The organism is Pantoea eucrina (genome assembly GCF_002095385.1).
Lineage (GTDB): Bacteria > Pseudomonadota > Gammaproteobacteria > Enterobacterales > Enterobacteriaceae > Pantoea > Pantoea eucrina.
Genome location: NZ_MIPP01000062.1, coordinates 1 through 16,274, shown reverse-complemented (window position 1 = coordinate 16,274; position 16,274 = coordinate 1). Strand labels below are relative to the sequence as shown.

Annotated in this window: 10 protein-coding genes and 1 pseudogene; 6 read left to right on the top strand and 5 right to left on the bottom strand. The window is 59.6% G+C overall.

What is annotated here, in order from left to right; all coding sequences use genetic code 11:
* The first annotated feature begins 137 nt into the window (after positions 1 to 137).
* Positions 138 to 1,088: a tRNA dihydrouridine(16) synthase DusC gene (gene dusC / locus HA43_RS17630; RefSeq protein WP_071669007.1), complete on the top strand. Its 951-nt coding sequence runs from the start codon at positions 138 to 140 to the stop codon at positions 1,086 to 1,088.
* A gap of 63 nt (positions 1,089 to 1,151) precedes the next feature.
* Here the strand turns inward: dusC and HA43_RS17625 are convergent, their stop codons facing one another.
* The 4 genes and pseudogenes from HA43_RS17625 to HA43_RS17610 all read right to left on the bottom strand — a co-directional run bounded on the left by HA43_RS17625 (position 1,152) and on the right by HA43_RS17610 (position 6,752).
* Positions 1,152 to 2,747 (bottom strand): inorganic phosphate transporter, encoded by a 1,596-nt coding sequence (locus HA43_RS17625; protein WP_094112245.1) that lies wholly within the window; start codon positions 2,745 to 2,747, stop codon positions 1,152 to 1,154.
* 137 nt (positions 2,748 to 2,884) lie between these two features.
* A complete protein-coding gene (locus HA43_RS17620; protein ID WP_094112244.1) occupies positions 2,885 to 4,000 on the bottom strand; it encodes a L,D-transpeptidase family protein in 1,116 nt (371 codons plus the stop codon).
* Between the two features lie 197 nt (positions 4,001 to 4,197).
* Positions 4,198 to 6,011 (bottom strand): annotated as a pseudogene (locus tag HA43_RS17615) (glycoside hydrolase family 15 protein).
* A gap of 165 nt (positions 6,012 to 6,176) precedes the next feature.
* Positions 6,177 to 6,752, bottom strand: a complete 576-nt coding sequence (locus HA43_RS17610; RefSeq protein WP_094112246.1) for a DedA family protein — start codon at positions 6,750 to 6,752, stop codon at positions 6,177 to 6,179.
* Between the two features lie 168 nt (positions 6,753 to 6,920).
* Between HA43_RS17610 and HA43_RS17605 the strand changes: the two genes are divergently transcribed.
* The 3 genes from HA43_RS17605 to HA43_RS17595 all read left to right on the top strand — a co-directional run bounded on the left by HA43_RS17605 (position 6,921) and on the right by HA43_RS17595 (position 11,249).
* Positions 6,921 to 7,508, top strand: a complete 588-nt coding sequence (locus tag HA43_RS17605) for a Yip1 family protein (RefSeq protein WP_039383350.1) — start codon at positions 6,921 to 6,923, stop codon at positions 7,506 to 7,508.
* 186 nt (positions 7,509 to 7,694) lie between these two features.
* The gene (gene pbpG / locus HA43_RS17600; protein WP_094112243.1) at positions 7,695 to 8,633 is read left to right on the top strand and encodes a D-alanyl-D-alanine endopeptidase; all 939 of its coding nucleotides are present in this window, start codon (positions 7,695 to 7,697) and stop codon (positions 8,631 to 8,633) included.
* 162 nt (positions 8,634 to 8,795) lie between these two features.
* On the top strand, positions 8,796 to 11,249 hold the full coding sequence (locus HA43_RS17595) for a DUF3772 domain-containing protein (RefSeq protein ID WP_094112242.1): 2,454 nt from the start codon (positions 8,796 to 8,798) through the stop codon (positions 11,247 to 11,249).
* A 48-nt stretch (positions 11,250 to 11,297) separates the two neighbouring features.
* Here HA43_RS17595 and dld read toward each other — a convergent pair whose 3' ends face one another.
* Positions 11,298 to 13,007 (bottom strand): D-lactate dehydrogenase, encoded by a 1,710-nt coding sequence (gene dld / locus HA43_RS17590; RefSeq protein WP_094112241.1) that lies wholly within the window; start codon positions 13,005 to 13,007, stop codon positions 11,298 to 11,300.
* A 155-nt stretch (positions 13,008 to 13,162) separates the two neighbouring features.
* On the opposite strand from dld, the gene bglX reads away from it, so the two are divergent.
* Positions 13,163 to 15,460, top strand: coding sequence for a beta-glucosidase BglX (bglX, locus tag HA43_RS17585; RefSeq protein WP_094112240.1), 2,298 nt, complete (start codon positions 13,163 to 13,165; stop codon positions 15,458 to 15,460).
* A 74-nt stretch (positions 15,461 to 15,534) separates the two neighbouring features.
* Positions 15,535 to 16,274 (top strand): oxygenase MpaB family protein (locus tag HA43_RS17580; protein ID WP_128083828.1); only part of this gene is annotated, 740 nt, incomplete at its 3' end.

Below are 16,274 nucleotides of genomic sequence, written 5' to 3'. Positions count from 1 at the left end.
CAACGGTGCGGCACGTCCGCAGAGTGAGTCGCGCGCGCCGCGTCGTCAGGGCGGTAACGGTCCGGCGGCAGGTCACGCGGGCAAACCGGCACGTTCACGTCGTCCGGCTGCCAAAGGCAACGGGAACGCATAACGCGATGCGGGTGTTACTGGCTCCGATGGAGGGCGTACTGGATTCACTGGTGCGTGAACTGCTCTCCGGCGTCAATGATTACGATCTCTGCGTGACTGAGTTTCTGCGCGTGGTCGATCAGCTGCTGCCGGTAAAGTCGTTCTATCGCCTCTGTCCGGAGCTGCGCCACCAGAGCCGCACGCCATCCGGTACGCGGGTGCGGCTGCAGCTGCTGGGACAGCACCCCGCCTGGCTGGCAGAAAACGCCGCCCGCGCAGCTGAACTCGGCTCGTGGGGCGTCGATCTTAACTGCGGCTGTCCGTCAAAGCTGGTTAACGGCAGCGGTGGCGGTGCCACGCTGCTGAAAGATCCGGAGCTGATTTACCGCGCCGCGCAGGCGATGCGTGCCGCCGTGCCGGATCACCTGCCGGTCACGGTTAAAGTACGGCTCGGCTGGGATGGCAGCGATCGCCGCTTTGAAATTGCCGATGCGGTACAGCAGGCGGGAGCCAGCGAGCTGGTGGTACACGGCCGCACCAAAGAGGATGGCTACCGGGCTGAATGCATTAACTGGCAGGCGATTGGCGAAATTCGTCAGCGGCTGTCGATCCCGGTTATCGCCAACGGTGAGATCTGGAGCTGGGAAGATGCGCAGGAGTGTATGCGTATCACCGGCTGCGATGCGGTGATGCTGGGCCGCGGTGCGCTGAATGTGCCTAACCTCGGGCGCGTAGTGAAGCATAACGAGGCGCCGATGGCCTGGCCGGACGTAGTGGCGCTGCTGCTGAAGTATACCCAGCTGGAGAAGCAGGGAGATACCGGCAACTATCACGTTGCGCGCATCAAACAGTGGCTGGGCTATCTGCGTAAAGCCTACGCCGAAGCGAACGTTCTCTTCAGCGAAGTGCGGACGCTGCGGGTATCTGCCGATATCGCTGCCGCAATTGAGCGCTATGCGGCGCGCCTGGTGCGCTAAGCGTTATGCGCTTTCCATGCTAAAAGCCAGCCTCCGTGCTGGCTTTTTTTGCTTTACCGGCGCTCATATCCGGGCAAATAGCGCATAAAGCACGCCCGCCAGCAGCACGGAGACCGGCAGCGTCAGGATCCAGGCCATCGCCAGGTTGCGCAGCGTGGCAAGCTGCAGGCCGGAACGGTTTGCGGCCATGGTTCCCGCCACGCCCGATGAGAGCACGTGCGTGGTGGAGACCGGCAGGCCAAACGCATCAGCTGCGCCGATAGTCGCCATCGCAACCAGTTCGGCGCTGGCACCCTGGGCATAGCTGAGATGCGATTTGCCGATGCGCTCGCCTACCGTAATGACGATACGTCGCCAGCCCACCAGCGTGCCCAGACCCAGCGCCAGCGCCACCACCACTTTTACCCAAAGCGGAATAAAGCGCGTGGCGCTGTCCAGCTCGCGCTTCACGGCGCTGAGATTGCGGGCGGTCTCTTCAGGCAGCGTTACGCTGCTGCTCTGCAGATGCCGGATACTCTCCGAAGCCAGGTACATATCGTTACGGGTATTGGTCACCGCCTGTGCCGGAATATTATTCACCGAGCCGTAGCGCCGGATCTGATCGCTGATATCACCCAGCAGCAGGCCCAGCGCCGGCAGCACCTGAGGCCGGGGCTGACGGCTGCGGACAAACTCAGTCAGTACCGTACGCGGTGCCGGCATCGCCCCGGGTGCCGGCTGCAGCGTCAGCAGCTGCTGCTCCGTGACCTGCGCCAGCGCGGCGACGCGTGGGATCTGCTCCGGCGGCAGCGACCGGTTCAGCGCATAGGCAATGGGCATCGTGCCGACCAGAATCAGCATGATAAGCCCCATGCCTTTCTGACCATCATTAGAGCCGTGTGCAAAAGAGACGCCGGTGCAGGTCAGGATCAGCAGCCCGCGGATCCAGACCGGCGGCGGGCGGGCGCTGTCGGGCGCCTGATAGAGCTGACGATTACGCACCAGCGCTTTCAGCGCCAGCAGCAGCAGAGCCGCGCAGACAAAACCGATAACCGGCGAGAGCAGCAGGGCGTAACCCACTTTCAGCGCCTGATCCCAGTCAACGCCGCTGGTGCCGCTGCGGCCATGCAGCAGCGCATTCGCTACGCCGACGCCGATGATGGAGCCAATCAGCGTATGGGACGAGGAGCTGGGCAGACCAAAATACCAGGTTCCCAGATTCCAGATAATGGCAGAGAAGAGCAGCGCATAGACCATCGCAAAGCCGTGTCCGCTGCCCGCCTGCAGAATAAGCTCGACCGGCAGCAGCGAAATAATGCCAAACGCCACCACGCCGCTGGAGAGCAGCACACCAAGAAAGTTGCAGATGCCGGACCAGACCACCGCCACGCCGGGCGTCAGAGAATGGGTGTAGATCACCGTGGCTACGGCATTGGCGGTGTCGTGAAAGCCATTCACAAATTCAAATCCCAGCGCAATCAGTAACGCCAGCGTCAGCAGCACAAAGGGCGTATAGGTGGTGATCGCCGCGCCGGTTTCCGCCACATCATTAAACAGGTTAACCCCGGTAAAAATCAGCCCTGCGGCCAGCAGCAGCAGAAACAGTATGCGGGAGAGCGGACCGCTGCCGCGCTGCAGATCGGGACGTCCGCGCGCCGCCGGTAAACTGGTTTCAGCCATGACACACCCCATTGACAATCGGATGCACCCACGGCATCCGCTACTGGCAGTGTGATACGCCTGCAGTGTGACAGAATGATGATGGCAATAAAAAAGCCAGCCCGGAGGCTGGCTTTTCTGACGGCGTCTGAACGATATCAGAGGCTGTTGCTGGTCGCTGGCTGCGCCTGATCGACCGGTGCCGGCTGCGCGTCGGCCTGCGGCTGCGCAGCAGGCTGATCGGCTGGCGGTGCGACGGCCGTTGCGCCCTGCGGCGTCATCGGTTCCTCTTTTGGCATCGCATCAGCCGATTCCTGCACGGCAATCGCTGCCGGCTGCGCATCGTCAGCCTGGCCGTTGATTTTGGTCGGCATGCCGCTGCGAGCCTGGATGGCGTTGTTGACCGCATCCTGACGGGTACTGGCGTCAGCAACCACTTTCGTTACGGCTGAAGTCAGATTGATCGGAACCAGCTCACGTGAGTTGAACTGCTCTTCCGTGGTGGAGAGCGGGTTGTGCACCTCAATCCAGCGTGAACCATCCGGCTCCACGGTCGCTTTAACCGGCTGATCGATAAACTGAACGCGGGTGCCGACCGGCACGTTATCAAACAGCCATTTGATATCGTCAGCACGCAGGCGGACGCAGCCGTGGCTGACGCGCAGGCCGATACCGAAGTTGGCGTTGGTACCGTGAATGGCATACAGGCGGCCGATATAGAGCGCGTGCAGCCCCATCGGGTTATCCGGGCCAGCCGGGAAGACCGCCGGGATGCTTTCGCCGCGTGCCGCATATTCAGCGTGCATCGCCTTGGTTGGCGTCCAGGTCGGACCCGCTTTTTTACGCTCTACTTTGGTGGTCCAGTTTACCGGAGTATCTTTACCCAGCTCACCGATACCGATAGGCAGCACGACCACGGTCTTTGTGCCTTTCGGGTAGTAGTAGAGACGCATCTCAGCGCTGTTGATCACGATGCCTTCACGCGGTGCGTCAGGCAGGATCAGCTGCTGTGGGATCACCATTTTGCTGCCCGCTTTAGGCAGATAAACGTCAACGCCGGGATTCGCTTCCAGCATATTGCTGAGGCCCATCTGGTACTGAGCCGCAAAAGCTTCCAGCGGAAGTTTACTCTCTTCCGGCACGGTGATTTCAATATTTTCGCCAATCAGGCGGCTATTCGCTGCAGGAAGCGGATAGACGACAGCAAAGGCTGACTGGCTGAAAGCGGCCAGGGCAAGAGCTAGTGAAGCGAACGCGCGAATGCTTTTTTTCATGTTTTTACAAGTCGTTATGGCCGTGTTTCAGGCTTGTCAGTGTATCGAACCCATCGTGGTCGGTGTGACCCGCTGCGCATTATATGTGCATTGCTGCGGCGATGGGAATGATGATTTTTACTGCCTGAAGATACTTTACGCAAAAAGTCCTTCTTAACAGATAAATCTGTTGGCGCAATGACCCAAATTGTGAATAGTCAGGGCTGCCAGAGCGTCACTTCACCGCTGAGTTTCCGGTTAAGAAAAAAGGCGGCACTGATCAGCGCCAGGTGGCTCAGCGCCTGCGGAACGTTGCCCAGGGCATAGCCGCGCTCGGTAAACTCTTCGGCATACAAACCCAGCGGGTTGGCATAGCTTAGCAGCTTCTCAAACTCAAAATGCGCCTCCTGCACCCGGCCGCGCGCGCCAGGCACTCTACGTACCAGAAAGAGCAGGCGACAAAAGAGCCTTCGCCGCCGGCCAGTCCGTCAGCCGGTGTTTCGCTGATATTATAGCGCCGTACCAGACCATCGCTGACCAGGTTAGCCTTGATGGCATCCAGCGTGGCCAGCCAGTCGGGGTCGGTGGAGCTGACAAAGCGCACCAGCGGCATCAGCAGCATTGAGGCATCCAGAGCGGTGCCGCCGCGCGTCGCAGTGAAATGCCCCAGGTCGGCGTTCCAGAAGTTCTGCCAGATATCGTCGCGGATCTCGCTGCGCACCCGGTCCCAGCGATCGTAAGGCATCGGCAGTGAACGCTTCATGCCCAGCCGCAGCGCGCGATCCAGCGCCACCCAGCACATCAGGCGCGAGTGGAGAAAATGCTCCGGCTCACCGCGCATCTCCCAGATGCCGGCGTCCGGCTGGTTCCAGTTGTCGCAGACGTAATCAATCATGCTGGAGACGTGCAGCCAGCCGCGGTGGGAGATGGCGTCGCCATATTTGTTGGCCAGATAGATGGCGTCCATCAGCTCGCCATAAATATCAAGCTGCGTCTGACGCCACGCGTCATTACCGATACGAACCGGCCGTGAATCGGCGTAGCCAGAGAGGTTCAGCAGTTCGCTTTCATGCAGTTCAGTGCCGCTATCGAGACGATACATCACCTGCAGATGCGGCGTGTCGTCATGACTGTGCTCAACGCAACGGCCGACCCAGCGGGTAAAATTGTGCGCCTCTTCTACATAGCCAAGGCGCATCAGCGCATACATACTGAACGAGGCGTCGCGGATCCAGGAGGCGCGGTAGTCCCAGTTGCGCTCGCCGCCCAGCTCCTCCGGCAGGCCAAAGGTGGCGGCGGCGGCGATCGAACCATGTTCATGTGAGGTAAGCAGCTTCAGCGTCAGCGCTGAACGCGTCACCATTTCACGCCAGCGCCCCTGATAGGAGCTGTGATTACTCCAGCGCAGCCAGTAATCGAGCGTATCCTGAAAGCAGCGCGCCGTTGAGATGGTTTCAACGTGCGGATCGTCATCGTTGCCAAAGACAAACTCCGCGTGTTCGCCACTCTGCAGCGTAAATTCCGCTACCGCCGCCTGATTTTCGCAGCGCAGCGGCAGCGTAGCGCTCAGGCGCAGCGCGGGCTGCCCCTCCGCCAGAAAGGCCACGCCGCTTTCACGCATTTCAGCGCGCGTCTCAGCCCGGGCGTAATCGTGACGCGGCGCGCAGACCAGCTGAAAAGTGGCGGTGCCGCGCACCATTTTTACCCGACGTACCAGCCGCGGGACTTTGCTGCTCTCGTCGCAGATCGGCATATAGTCGGTGATCTCCGCCACCCCCTCATCGGCCAGCCAGCGGGTCTGCAGAATATTGGTATCAGGCAGGTAGAGCTGCTGGCGACGCGCCTGTGGCCAGTCAGGCGCAAGGGTAAAACGGCCCGCCTCTTCGCTGTCGAGCAGCGCCGCAAAGACAGAAGGGCTGTCCAGCTCTGGCCAGCAGAGATAGTCGATAGTGCCGTCGTTTGCGATCAGGGCGCAGGTGCGCAAATCGCCGATTACGCCGTGGTCATCAATTCTGCGTTTAATTTTGCTCATCCCGCCTCCGGTACCTTATCTGACTGTTAACTATAGACGAAACGGCTGGCCGGGCAGCGCCGTGGCACGGATGGATAACTTCTGTACTGAAAAATCGTTAACAGCGAGCAGAGCGTGTGATGGCGGATTCACTCTGGCGAATCCGCAGTTCAAAGGCTACCACAGTTAACCGGCGCGGCGGTGGTTCCAGCGGCGGATCAGATAGCGTAAGACAATACCGGTGACGATAGCCGCCGCCAGCCAGACCAAATGTTTAAGATGCTGATCGAGCTTATGCAGCCAGGGCGCAATGATTTCGCCGGCAAAATAGCCCAGCGTGACAAAAATCAGCGCCCAGAGCGCAGCACCGATAACATTAAGCACAAAAAAGCGCAGCGGCTTCAGACGGCTGGTGCCGATGATAATCGGCCCAATCAGGCGAAAACCGTACATAAAGCGCACGCCGATAACAAACAGGCTGGGACGCTTCTGGATCAGACGGTTAGCTTTGCCAATCGTCGCCTGATGTTTACTGAAGCGGCGCAAAATGCGCGTACCGTAGCGGCGGCCAAGCCAGAACAGCAGCTGGTCACCAATGATGCCGCCTGCCATCGCCGCCAGCACCACGCCGCCGTAGTGCAGCAGCCCCTCATGCGCCGCCACGCCGCCCAGCAAGGTAAAGGTTTCCCCTTCGGCAATACAGCCAATCATCAGGGCCAGATAGCCATACTGGGTGATTAATCCATTGATATCGAGATGCAATTTTTTCTCCCTGGACAGAACAGACACCTGAGCAGTGTAGCTGCAGGCGGCTTTTTTTGTGCAGCGGGCCGCAAAAACAGGCGCGCTGGTTATACTTGAAGAGACGCTGCCTGTCGGAGTCTGGCTGAATGCTAAAGGGGCGGCCCACTGCATCAGAGGAGTGATTTTATGAATCATGTCTGGGGTCTTCTGGCGCATCCGAATCAGGAAATGCGCCATATCAAGCAGGAAAACGAAAGCGTTTCACATCATTACACGCATCACGTGCTGCTGATGGCAGCGATACCGGTTATCTGCGCCTTTATCGGCACGACACAATTTGGCTGGAATCTGGGCGACAATCGCTTTATTCAGCTCAATCTGCTCACTGGCCTCGGTCTGGGTATTCTCTTTTATCTGTTAATTCTGGGTGGCGTCGCGGTAATGGGGCGGGTCATTCACTGGATGGCGCGCGACTATCCGCAGCGTCCCGGTATTCAGCGCTGTACCGTGTTCGCCGGCTATGTCGCCACGCCGCTGTTTCTCAGCGGTCTGGTCGCACTTTATCCGCTGGTATGGCTCTGCGTACTGGCGGGTGCCGTGGCGCTGGTCTACACCGGCTACCTGCTCTATGTCGGCATCCCGGTGTTTTTGAATATCGACCGCGAAGAGAGCATGCGCTTCTCCGGTTCAACGCTGGCGATAGGGGTACTGGTATTTGAAGTGCTGCTGGCGCTGACGGTTGTGCTGTGGGGCTATGGACCAAGGCTGTTCTGATTTCCCTGCTTTTTTCTGAGGCCGCACATAACTGCGGCCTTTTTAACGCCCGGAAACAATCTCACTAAGAAATTTGCCGCATTTGCGCGTATTATGCCGCTGCCAGCCCGCACCCTGACAGGCCTGATGCGGGCGGCCTGTGGAGCTTTCACAGCGCAAAACTCCTGATCGGATCTCACTGACACGATGTCTGTTAAATTACCTGTTTCTCTGCTGTCGCTGGCGCTGTTTATGACGGCCCCGGCGGCGGTAACACCTGTACTGGCTGCACCGGCCGCGCTGTCGGGTCTGGCACCGCTGGCCCAGCCGCAAATCGCCTCCGGCAGCGCAATGATTGTTGATCTCGATACCGGCAAGGTGCTGTTCTCCAGCCATCCTGACCGCGTGCGGCCTATCGCCTCCATTACCAAAGTGATGACGGCGATGGTTGTGCTGGATGCAAAGCTGCCGATGGATGAGATGCTTTCGGTAGATATCAGCCAGACGCGCGAGATGCGCGGCGTGTTTTCGCGCGTCAAACTCAACAGCGAAATCAGCCGCCGCTCGATGCTGCTGCTGGCGCTGATGTCGTCTGAAAACCGCGCGGCGGCCAGCCTGGCGCACCACTATCCGGGCGGCTATAACGCCTTTATCCGCGCCATGAATGCCAAAGCGCGCGCGCTGGGTATGACGCATACGCGCTATGTGGAACCCACCGGTCTCTCCACGCAGAACGTCTCCAGCGCCAGCGATCTGGTTAAGTTGCTGAAAGCGACGCGTCAGTATCCGCTGCTGGGCCAGCTCAGTACCACAAAAGAGCAGACGGCGGTGTTTCAGCACCCGAACTACGCACTGCCGTTCCGCAACACCAATCACCTGGTTTACAAAGAGGGCTGGCGGATCCAGCTGACGAAAACAGGCTATACCGATGAGGCGGGCCACTGCCTGGTGATGCGTACCGTGATCAACAACCGCCCGGTGGCACTGGTGGTACTGGATGCGTTTGGTAAATATACCCACTTTGCCGATGCTAATCGCCTGCGCGATTGGCTGGAAACCGGTAAAGCGGCCCCGGTTCCGGCGGCAGCGCTGGCATATAAAAAACAGAAAGCGGGCCTCACCACCAGCAATACGGTAGTGGAGTAACGGCGAGGGTGCGCCCGCCAGCAGGAGGGGCGCACCACTTGCAAACTGGCGTATCATCAGTACCCTGATTTAGCCTTATCACACCTGTTTTCATCCCGGCGGCGACCTCCTGTACTGGCCGCCACACTCGTTTAACTGGCTTTTTCGCTGGAATGTCGTTCTATGATTAAGTTTCGTTTTTTCACTGTTCCGCTGTTACTGCTCATGCTGTGCGTGCCCGCGCTGAGCCAGGCGGATGACGCGCCCGATGTGACGCAACAGCAGCCGGCACAGGAAGAAGAAGCGCCGCCGCAGGCGAATCCGGCGGTTGAGCTGCCAAAAATGCAAAAAATTCTTGATAAGATCAAAGGACAGGTATCGGGAGAAACCAGCGAAAACCAGCTCAACCAGCTTAATGAGATGGCGCTGGAGCTGTCGGGCAATGCAGAGACGCTGGGACAGGCGTTAGTCCCGCAGCGCCAGCAGCTTGATGCGCAGCTGGCGGTACTGGGTCCCGCGCCCAAAGCGGACAGCGGCGTTAAAGAGACGCCGGAGGTGACGCGCAAGCGCCGCTCGCTGGAAAACCAGAAAGGCAAGCTGGACGATCAGATCAAGCAGGCAGAAGGCATTAAAAACGGTGCGCTGGTGCTCTCTTCGCAGATTGTGAACCTGCGCCGCGATCAGCTGAAAAATCAGCTGGCGCTCAATTCTGGCAGTATTTTTGGCCCGCGCTTCTGGGCGCCGCTGGTGAGCCGTCAGGATCTCGACGGCGAAAAAATCAGTGACTTTATTACGGAGCTGAAGGCGTCGGCGGCACTGTCGTGGGAGCCGGACTGGCGCGTCGGTACCATCGGCTGGCTGGTGGCGGCGATGCTGGTGATGACGCTGGGACGGCGCTACAGCGAAGAGTTTCTCGCCTGGGTGAGTATTAACAAGCTGCCGGAAGGGCGGCTGCGGCGCAGCTTCCTCGCGGCTGCCATCGCGCTGACCACGCTGGCTGCAGTGGTGCTGACCTTTAACTTCAGCGCGCTGGCGTTTACCCGCCGGGATGAAGTCTCCGGCGACGTACAGGATTTTGTTACCCGCCTGGTGCAGCTGAGCGTCTACTGCGGGCTGATTGCCGGTCTGGGACGGGCGTTTCTCTCGACCCGTCGTCCCAGCTGGCGTCTGCCGGCCATCTCTAATGAGGTTGCGCTGGCGCTGAAGCCGTTCCCGCCGATTACCGCTGCGCTGGTGTTTATCTTTCAGACCGCAGAAGCGTTTAACTACACGGTAGGTACCAGTCTCAGCACGACGATTTTTGCTAATGGCCTGACCGCGCTGCTGATTGGCAGCACCGGGCTCGCTATCAGTATGCGTACCAACCGCGTGCGCCGCCGGATGGCGCGGCTCGGCAATCCGCCGGAGGCGCGTCCGACGGTGGTCGGGCTGGTTCAGCTGGCGCTCACGCTGACTGCCGTTGCGATTCTGATTTCACTGACGATCGGCTATGTGACGCTGGCGCGCTTTCTGAGCTATGAGGTGGTGTGGTGCGGGATCCTGTTTGGCTCCTTCTATTTTTTAAGCCACGTCATTACCGACGGCTGTGAAAGCCTGTTTTCCACCAGCAGCGCCGCCGGGCGCCGCCTGCAGAGTTCGCTCAATATCGATGAGCGCTATCTGCAGCAGGCCGCCACGCTGCTCAGCGCGCTGGGTAAAGCGCTGCTGATGGGGATTGTGGCGCTGGCGCTGATGACCGGCACGTTCGCCTCCTCCACGCCGGTAGAGCTTATTCAGAAAGTGATTGAGTTCTGGGGTGGCAAAGGGCTGGAGTCGCTGAATATCGTACCGGCACATATGGTAAATGCCCTTATTTGCCTGGTAGCGGGCATTTGGATATTGCGCTCAGTGCGCCGCTGGCTGGATAACGATTTTCTGCCGAAAACCACTATGGATATCGGCATGCGCGTCTCGCTGGTGACGCTGTTCAGCAATATCGGCTACGTGCTGATTATCCTGCTGACGCTCTCCATCATGGGGCTGCAGTGGAACAAGCTGGCGTGGATTGTCAGCGCGCTATCGGTGGGTATCGGTTTTGGTCTGCAGGAGATCGTTAAAAACTTTATTTCCGGTCTGATCCTGCTCACCGAACGGCCGGTCAAGGTGGGCGACCTGGTCAGCATCAGCGGCATTGAGGGCGATATCCGGCGGATTAACGTTCGCGCCACGGAGATTCAGCTGGGCGACAAGTCAACGGTGATCGTGCCTAATTCGCAGCTGATTTCACAAAACGTACGTAATGCCACTATGGGCAATGCGCAGGGGGTGGTGACCATTCAGCTGACGTTCCCGCTCGATATCAATCCGGTGCGGGTGCGCGAGCTGCTGCTGGAGGTCTATAACGAGAATGAGCGCATTCTGGAGACGCCTGAACCTTCGGTATCGTTTAAAGATCTTACCCCGTCGGGCATAGTGCTGAGCGTAACCGGCAACGTCGCCAGCCAGCGCCAGATTTCGGGTGCGAAAAGCGATCTGCTGTTCGATATTCTGACGCGGCTGCGTAAAGAGGGCATTGTGCTGTCGGCGCCGCAGACCATGATCATCGAGCGCCGCGCTCTGGCGGCGGCTACGCAGGAGCAGGATGCGCCGCAATCCTGAGTCAATGGCAGGGTGGTTATCGGACCACCCTGCACATGACGACCGGTCTCAGGCTTTGACTGCCCAGCCTTTCTGCTTGCTGGTTTTACCGATGCCGGGATTGAAGGTATTGGTCGGGTCCAGTTCACGATAAAACGCCTGCAGCTGCGGTTTCGCTTTGTAGAGATGGCCGACGTTATGTTCCGCCGGATACTCTGCCCCGCGCGCGCTGAGCAGCGCCAGCATCCTCTCTTTCAGCGCGTGCACATCCACGCCTTTTTTCACAATGTAATCCTGATGGAACACGTGGCAGAAGAAGTGGCCATAGTAGAGCCGGTGGATCAGATCGTTATCAAACTCCGGCGGCAGCTGTTCAAACCAGGCTTCATCGTTGCGGCGCAGGGCGATATCCAGCGCCAGAATATCCTCCACTTCATCCGCATGCACCGCGTGATAGCGCACGGCGGCACCGGCGGCGGCAAACCGATGCAAAAAGGCATGCGATCCCTCTTTGCTGTCGCAGGCGAAAAACTCGCCGCCACCCTCACGGAAATAGTCCTGCAGATACGCCTGCGCTTCGGCAACGCCTTCGCCGGACATCTTCAGCATCAGGTGGTGCTCATACTTATCGCGGTACTGCTTAAGACGTTTCGGCAGATGGGCCGGGAACAGGCGACTGATACGCTGCAGCAGACGGTCGGTGAAGTGCGGCTTCACAAAGCTGAGCTTGTTCAGCCAGGCATCAACCCGGCCCTTGAGGGTGAAGAAGAGCGGCATCTTATCGGTGCCGAGCTTGTCGATCATCACGAAAGTATCTTTGCCGTACACTTCGGCAATATCGAAGATATCGCGGTGCATATATTCACCCGCCACCGGCAGATGGGTGAACTCTGCCAGGATATGACGGCGGATCTCACCCAGCACGGCGGGGTCGTTGGTGCCGATATAAAATACCTGCTGCTGTGGCTCAGTCGGAAAGGTATCCAGACGCACGGCAAACACCGCAAGCTTACCGGCGCAGCCGGAGGCTTCAAACAGCCGGCGGGCGTCAGCGTTAAAGCGCGCCGGCGTATCGGCGTGAATGTCACGTACCCGCCCGGCGTATTCATGGTCCGAGGCGTGGCGCTCATCCCAGCGCACGTCGCTCTGCTGCCAGCGCTCATCATCCAGCCGCCCGAGGATCTCTTCCGGCGAGTGGCCCAGATCGATTCCCAGATGGTTAACCAGCTTGAGTTTACCGCTGGCGTCCACCTGCGCAAACAGCGCCATCTCACTGTAGGCCGGTCCGCGTTTGATCAGCGAGCCGCCGGAGTTGTTACAGATCCCGCCCAGCACCGACGCACCGATACAGGAGGAGCCAATGACCGAATGCGGCTCGCGCCCGAGCGGTTTGAGCGTTTTTTCCAGCTGATAAAGCGTGCTGCCGGGAAACGCGAGGATCTGTTTGCCGCCATCAATCAGCTGCAGCCGGTCGAGACGCAGGGTGCTGACGATCACCACCGGACGATCGTAATCGTTGCCGCTGGGGGTGGAACCCTCCGTCAGGCCGGTATTTGCCGCCTGCATCAGGATAATGGCGTCCGCGCTGACCAGCGCCTGCAGGACCCGCCAGAGTTCAAGCAGCGACCCCGGAAAGACCACCGCCAGCGCATCGCCCGCGCCGGAGCGAAAGCCGGTCCGGTAGCGCGCGGTCTGCTCCGCGTCAGTCAGCAGATGAGAGGCACCAACCAGACGGCGCAGGTCGGCAACCAGTGCAGGGTGAGAAAGGTGAGAATTCATGAGCCTGTCCTTGTCGTTAACGTGGCGTTTCTACTGTAGCACGCGGCGCGGCTCTGGTCGCCGTGTGACAAAGGCGGCTACCTGCTATCCTCATCTTGTGGCACACTGTCCCGGTAATCTTCATTGTGCGCAGTTACTTAAGAGAACCCAACCTGATGAAATGGATTTACTCTGTTAGCCTCGCGGTCTCCCTGGCTTTGCAGCCGGCGTTTGCCGATACGCTGCGTGAAACACATCCCCTGACGGAGCAGGCGCGCGACGCGTATGTCAGCCAGCTGCTCAGCAAAATGACGCTGGATGAGAAAATCGGCCAGATGCGGCTGATCAGCGTCGGACCCGACACGCCGAAAGAGGCGATTCGCGACATGATCCAGCAGGGGCAGGTTGGGGCGATTTTTAATACCGTCACCCGCCAGGATATTCGCGCCATGCAGGATCAGGTGATACAGCTCAGCCGCCTGAAAATCCCGCTCTTTTTTGCCTACGATGTGGTGCACGGGCAGCGCACTATTTTTCCGATTCCGCTGGGCCTCGCGGCCAGCTGGGATCGCGATGCGATTGGTGAAGTGGGACGTATTTCTGCTTATGAGGCCGCGGATGATGGTCTGAATATGACCTGGGCACCGATGGTGGATGTCAGCCGCGAACCGCGCTGGGGGCGTGGCTCAGAAGGCTTTGGCGAAGATACTTATCTTACGTCGCAGATGGGCAGCGCCATGGTCAGAGCGATGCAGGGCAAAAGCCCGGCCGATCGTTACGCCGTGATGACCAGCGTGAAACATTTTGCCGCCTACGGCGCAGTGGAAGGCGGGCGTGACTACAACACCGTGGATATGAGTCCGCAGCGGCTGGCACAGGACTATCTGCCGCCTTATAAAGCCTCGCTCGATGCCGGCAGCGGTGGCGTGATGGTGGCGCTGAATTCGCTGAACGGTACCCCGGCCACCGCCGATGGCTGGCTGCTGAAAGATCTGCTGCGCGACCAGTGGAAATTTAAAGGTATTACCATCAGCGATCACGGTGCGATTAAAGAGCTGATCAAACATGGTGTGGCGAGCGATCCGCAGGATGCGGTGCGCATTGCGCTCAAGTCAGGCATCGACATGAGCATGAGCGATGAGTACTACAGCAAATATTTGCCGGCGCTGGTGAAAAGCGGGGCGGTGAGTATGCGTGAAATTGATGATGCCGCCCGTCACGTGCTCAACGTGAAATATGACATGGGGCTGTTTAACGATCCGTACAGCCACCTCGGACCGCAGAGCAGCGATCCGCAGGATACTAACGCTGAGAGCCGTCTGCACCGTGCTGAAGCGCGCGACGTGGCGCGCAAGAGCATGGTGCTGCTCAAGAACTGGCACGAGACGCTGCCGCTGAAGCGTGACGCGACCGTTGCGCTGGTGGGGCCGCTGGCGGACAGCCAGCGCGATATCATGGGCAGCTGGTCAGCCGCGGGTGTGGCAAAGCAGTCGGTGACGCTGCTGCAGGGGATGCGCAATGCCATGGCGGACAAAGGCACGCTGCTCTACGCCAAAGGGGCTAACGTTTCTGACAACAAAGGTATTCAGGGCTTCCTCAATCTTTACGAGCAGGCAGTGAGCGTCGATACACGCACCCCGCAGCAGATGATTGATGAGGCGGTAGCCCAGGCAGAGAAGGCGGATGTGGTCGTCGCTGCGGTGGGTGAAGCGCAGGGCATGGCGCATGAAGCGTCCAGCCGCAGCGAACTGGCGATCCCGGCCAGCCAGCAGAAATTACTGGCGGCCCTGAAAGCCACTGGCAAGCCGCTGGTGATTGTGCTGATGAATGGCCGGCCGCTGACGCTGGTGAATGAAGACCGCATGGCGGATGCGATGCTGGAAACCTGGTTCAGCGGCACCGAAGGCGGCAATGCTATCGCGGACGTGCTGTTTGGCGATTACAACCCTTCCGGCAAGCTGCCGGTCACGTTCCCGCGCTCAGTGGGGCAGATCCCGCTTTACTACAATCATCTGCCAACCGGGCGACCTTATAATCCGGAAAAGCCGAATAAATATACTTCTCACTACTACGACACCATCAACGGCCCGCTCTATCCGTTTGGTTACGGCCTGAGCTATACCCGCTTTACCGTTTCACCGGTGACGCTCTCCGCCCGCACGATGCCGCGCAGCGGCAGCATTGAAGCGAGCGTAACGGTGACCAACAGCGGTAAACGCGACGGGGCAACGGTGGTACAGATGTATCTCAACGATCCGGTGGCGAGTATCAGCCGTCCGGTTCAGGAGCTGCGCGACTTCCGGCGCATTATGCTGAAAGCCGGTGAGTCACAAACCGTGCGCTTTACGATTGATGCTGACGCGCTGAAATTCTGGAACCAGCAGATGCAGCACGTGGCGGAACCCGGCAAATTTAACGTTATGATTGGCCTGGATTCTGTACGCACTCAGGATGCGCAGTTCGACTATCTTTAACGGATAACCGCGTCTCCCGGTCGCCAGGCCGGGAGCGCTATCCCTGACGCCTTTTTATCCGACACCACGCCACCATGACGCTTCGCAATCGTATTGAACAGCAGATCTTTCGCCTTAACGGGCTGGCACTCAACGAGTTTGACCTCTCGCAGCCGCCTGGCGATCCCGGCCTGTTTGGCCCCGACTCCACTATCTGGCGCATCCACGGTGATTTTCCGGCGATGCTCTGCGGCGGTATCAGCGCCCTGATGCTGCAGATGCTGCATCCGGCGGCGCTGGCCGGGGTCTGGGATCACTCCAGCTTCCGTCAGGATATGCTCGGCCGGCTGCGCCGCACCAGCCAGTTCATCGCCGTAACGACCTTTGGCAACAGTGCCGATGCCCGGACGCTGATTGAGCGGGTGAAGCGCATCCATCTGCAGGTCAGCGGCACGGACAGCAACGGTAATCCTTACGCGGCCAGCGATCCGCATCTGCTGACCTGGGTGCACGTGGCGGAAACCAGCCGTTTTCTGGCGGCCCATCTGCGCTATAAGAACCCCGCGCTCAGCCGGGCTGAGCAGGATCGCTACTATCAGGAGGCGGCGCAGGTGGCGATTGCGCTGGGCGCAGAGCAGGTGCCATGCAGCGTCACCGACGTTGAGCACTATCTGGAGGCGATACGCCCGGAACTCTGTTTTGATGCGCGCACGCAGGAGGTGATGGCGCTGCTGATGAATGCGCCGGCACCCGGCTGGCAGGCGCGACCGGCAATGCGCACCATGCTGCAGGCGGGGATCGGTCTGCTGCCGGCGTGGGCACAGCTGCAGCTGCA

Coding starts and splice junctions, on each gene's coding strand:
- dusC (WP_071669007.1), top strand. CDS start 138: ATGCGGGTGTTACTGGCTCCGATGGAGGGCGTACTGGATTCACTGGTG.
- HA43_RS17625 (WP_094112245.1), bottom strand. CDS start 2,747: ATGGCTGAAACCAGTTTACCGGCGGCGCGCGGACGTCCCGATCTGCAG.
- HA43_RS17620 (WP_094112244.1), bottom strand. CDS start 4,000: ATGAAAAAAAGCATTCGCGCGTTCGCTTCACTAGCTCTTGCCCTGGCC.
- HA43_RS17605 (WP_039383350.1), top strand. CDS start 6,921: ATGAATCATGTCTGGGGTCTTCTGGCGCATCCGAATCAGGAAATGCGC.
- pbpG (WP_094112243.1), top strand. CDS start 7,695: ATGTCTGTTAAATTACCTGTTTCTCTGCTGTCGCTGGCGCTGTTTATG.
- HA43_RS17595 (WP_094112242.1), top strand. CDS start 8,796: ATGATTAAGTTTCGTTTTTTCACTGTTCCGCTGTTACTGCTCATGCTG.
- dld (WP_094112241.1), bottom strand. CDS start 13,007: ATGAATTCTCACCTTTCTCACCCTGCACTGGTTGCCGACCTGCGCCGT.
- bglX (WP_094112240.1), top strand. CDS start 13,163: ATGAAATGGATTTACTCTGTTAGCCTCGCGGTCTCCCTGGCTTTGCAG.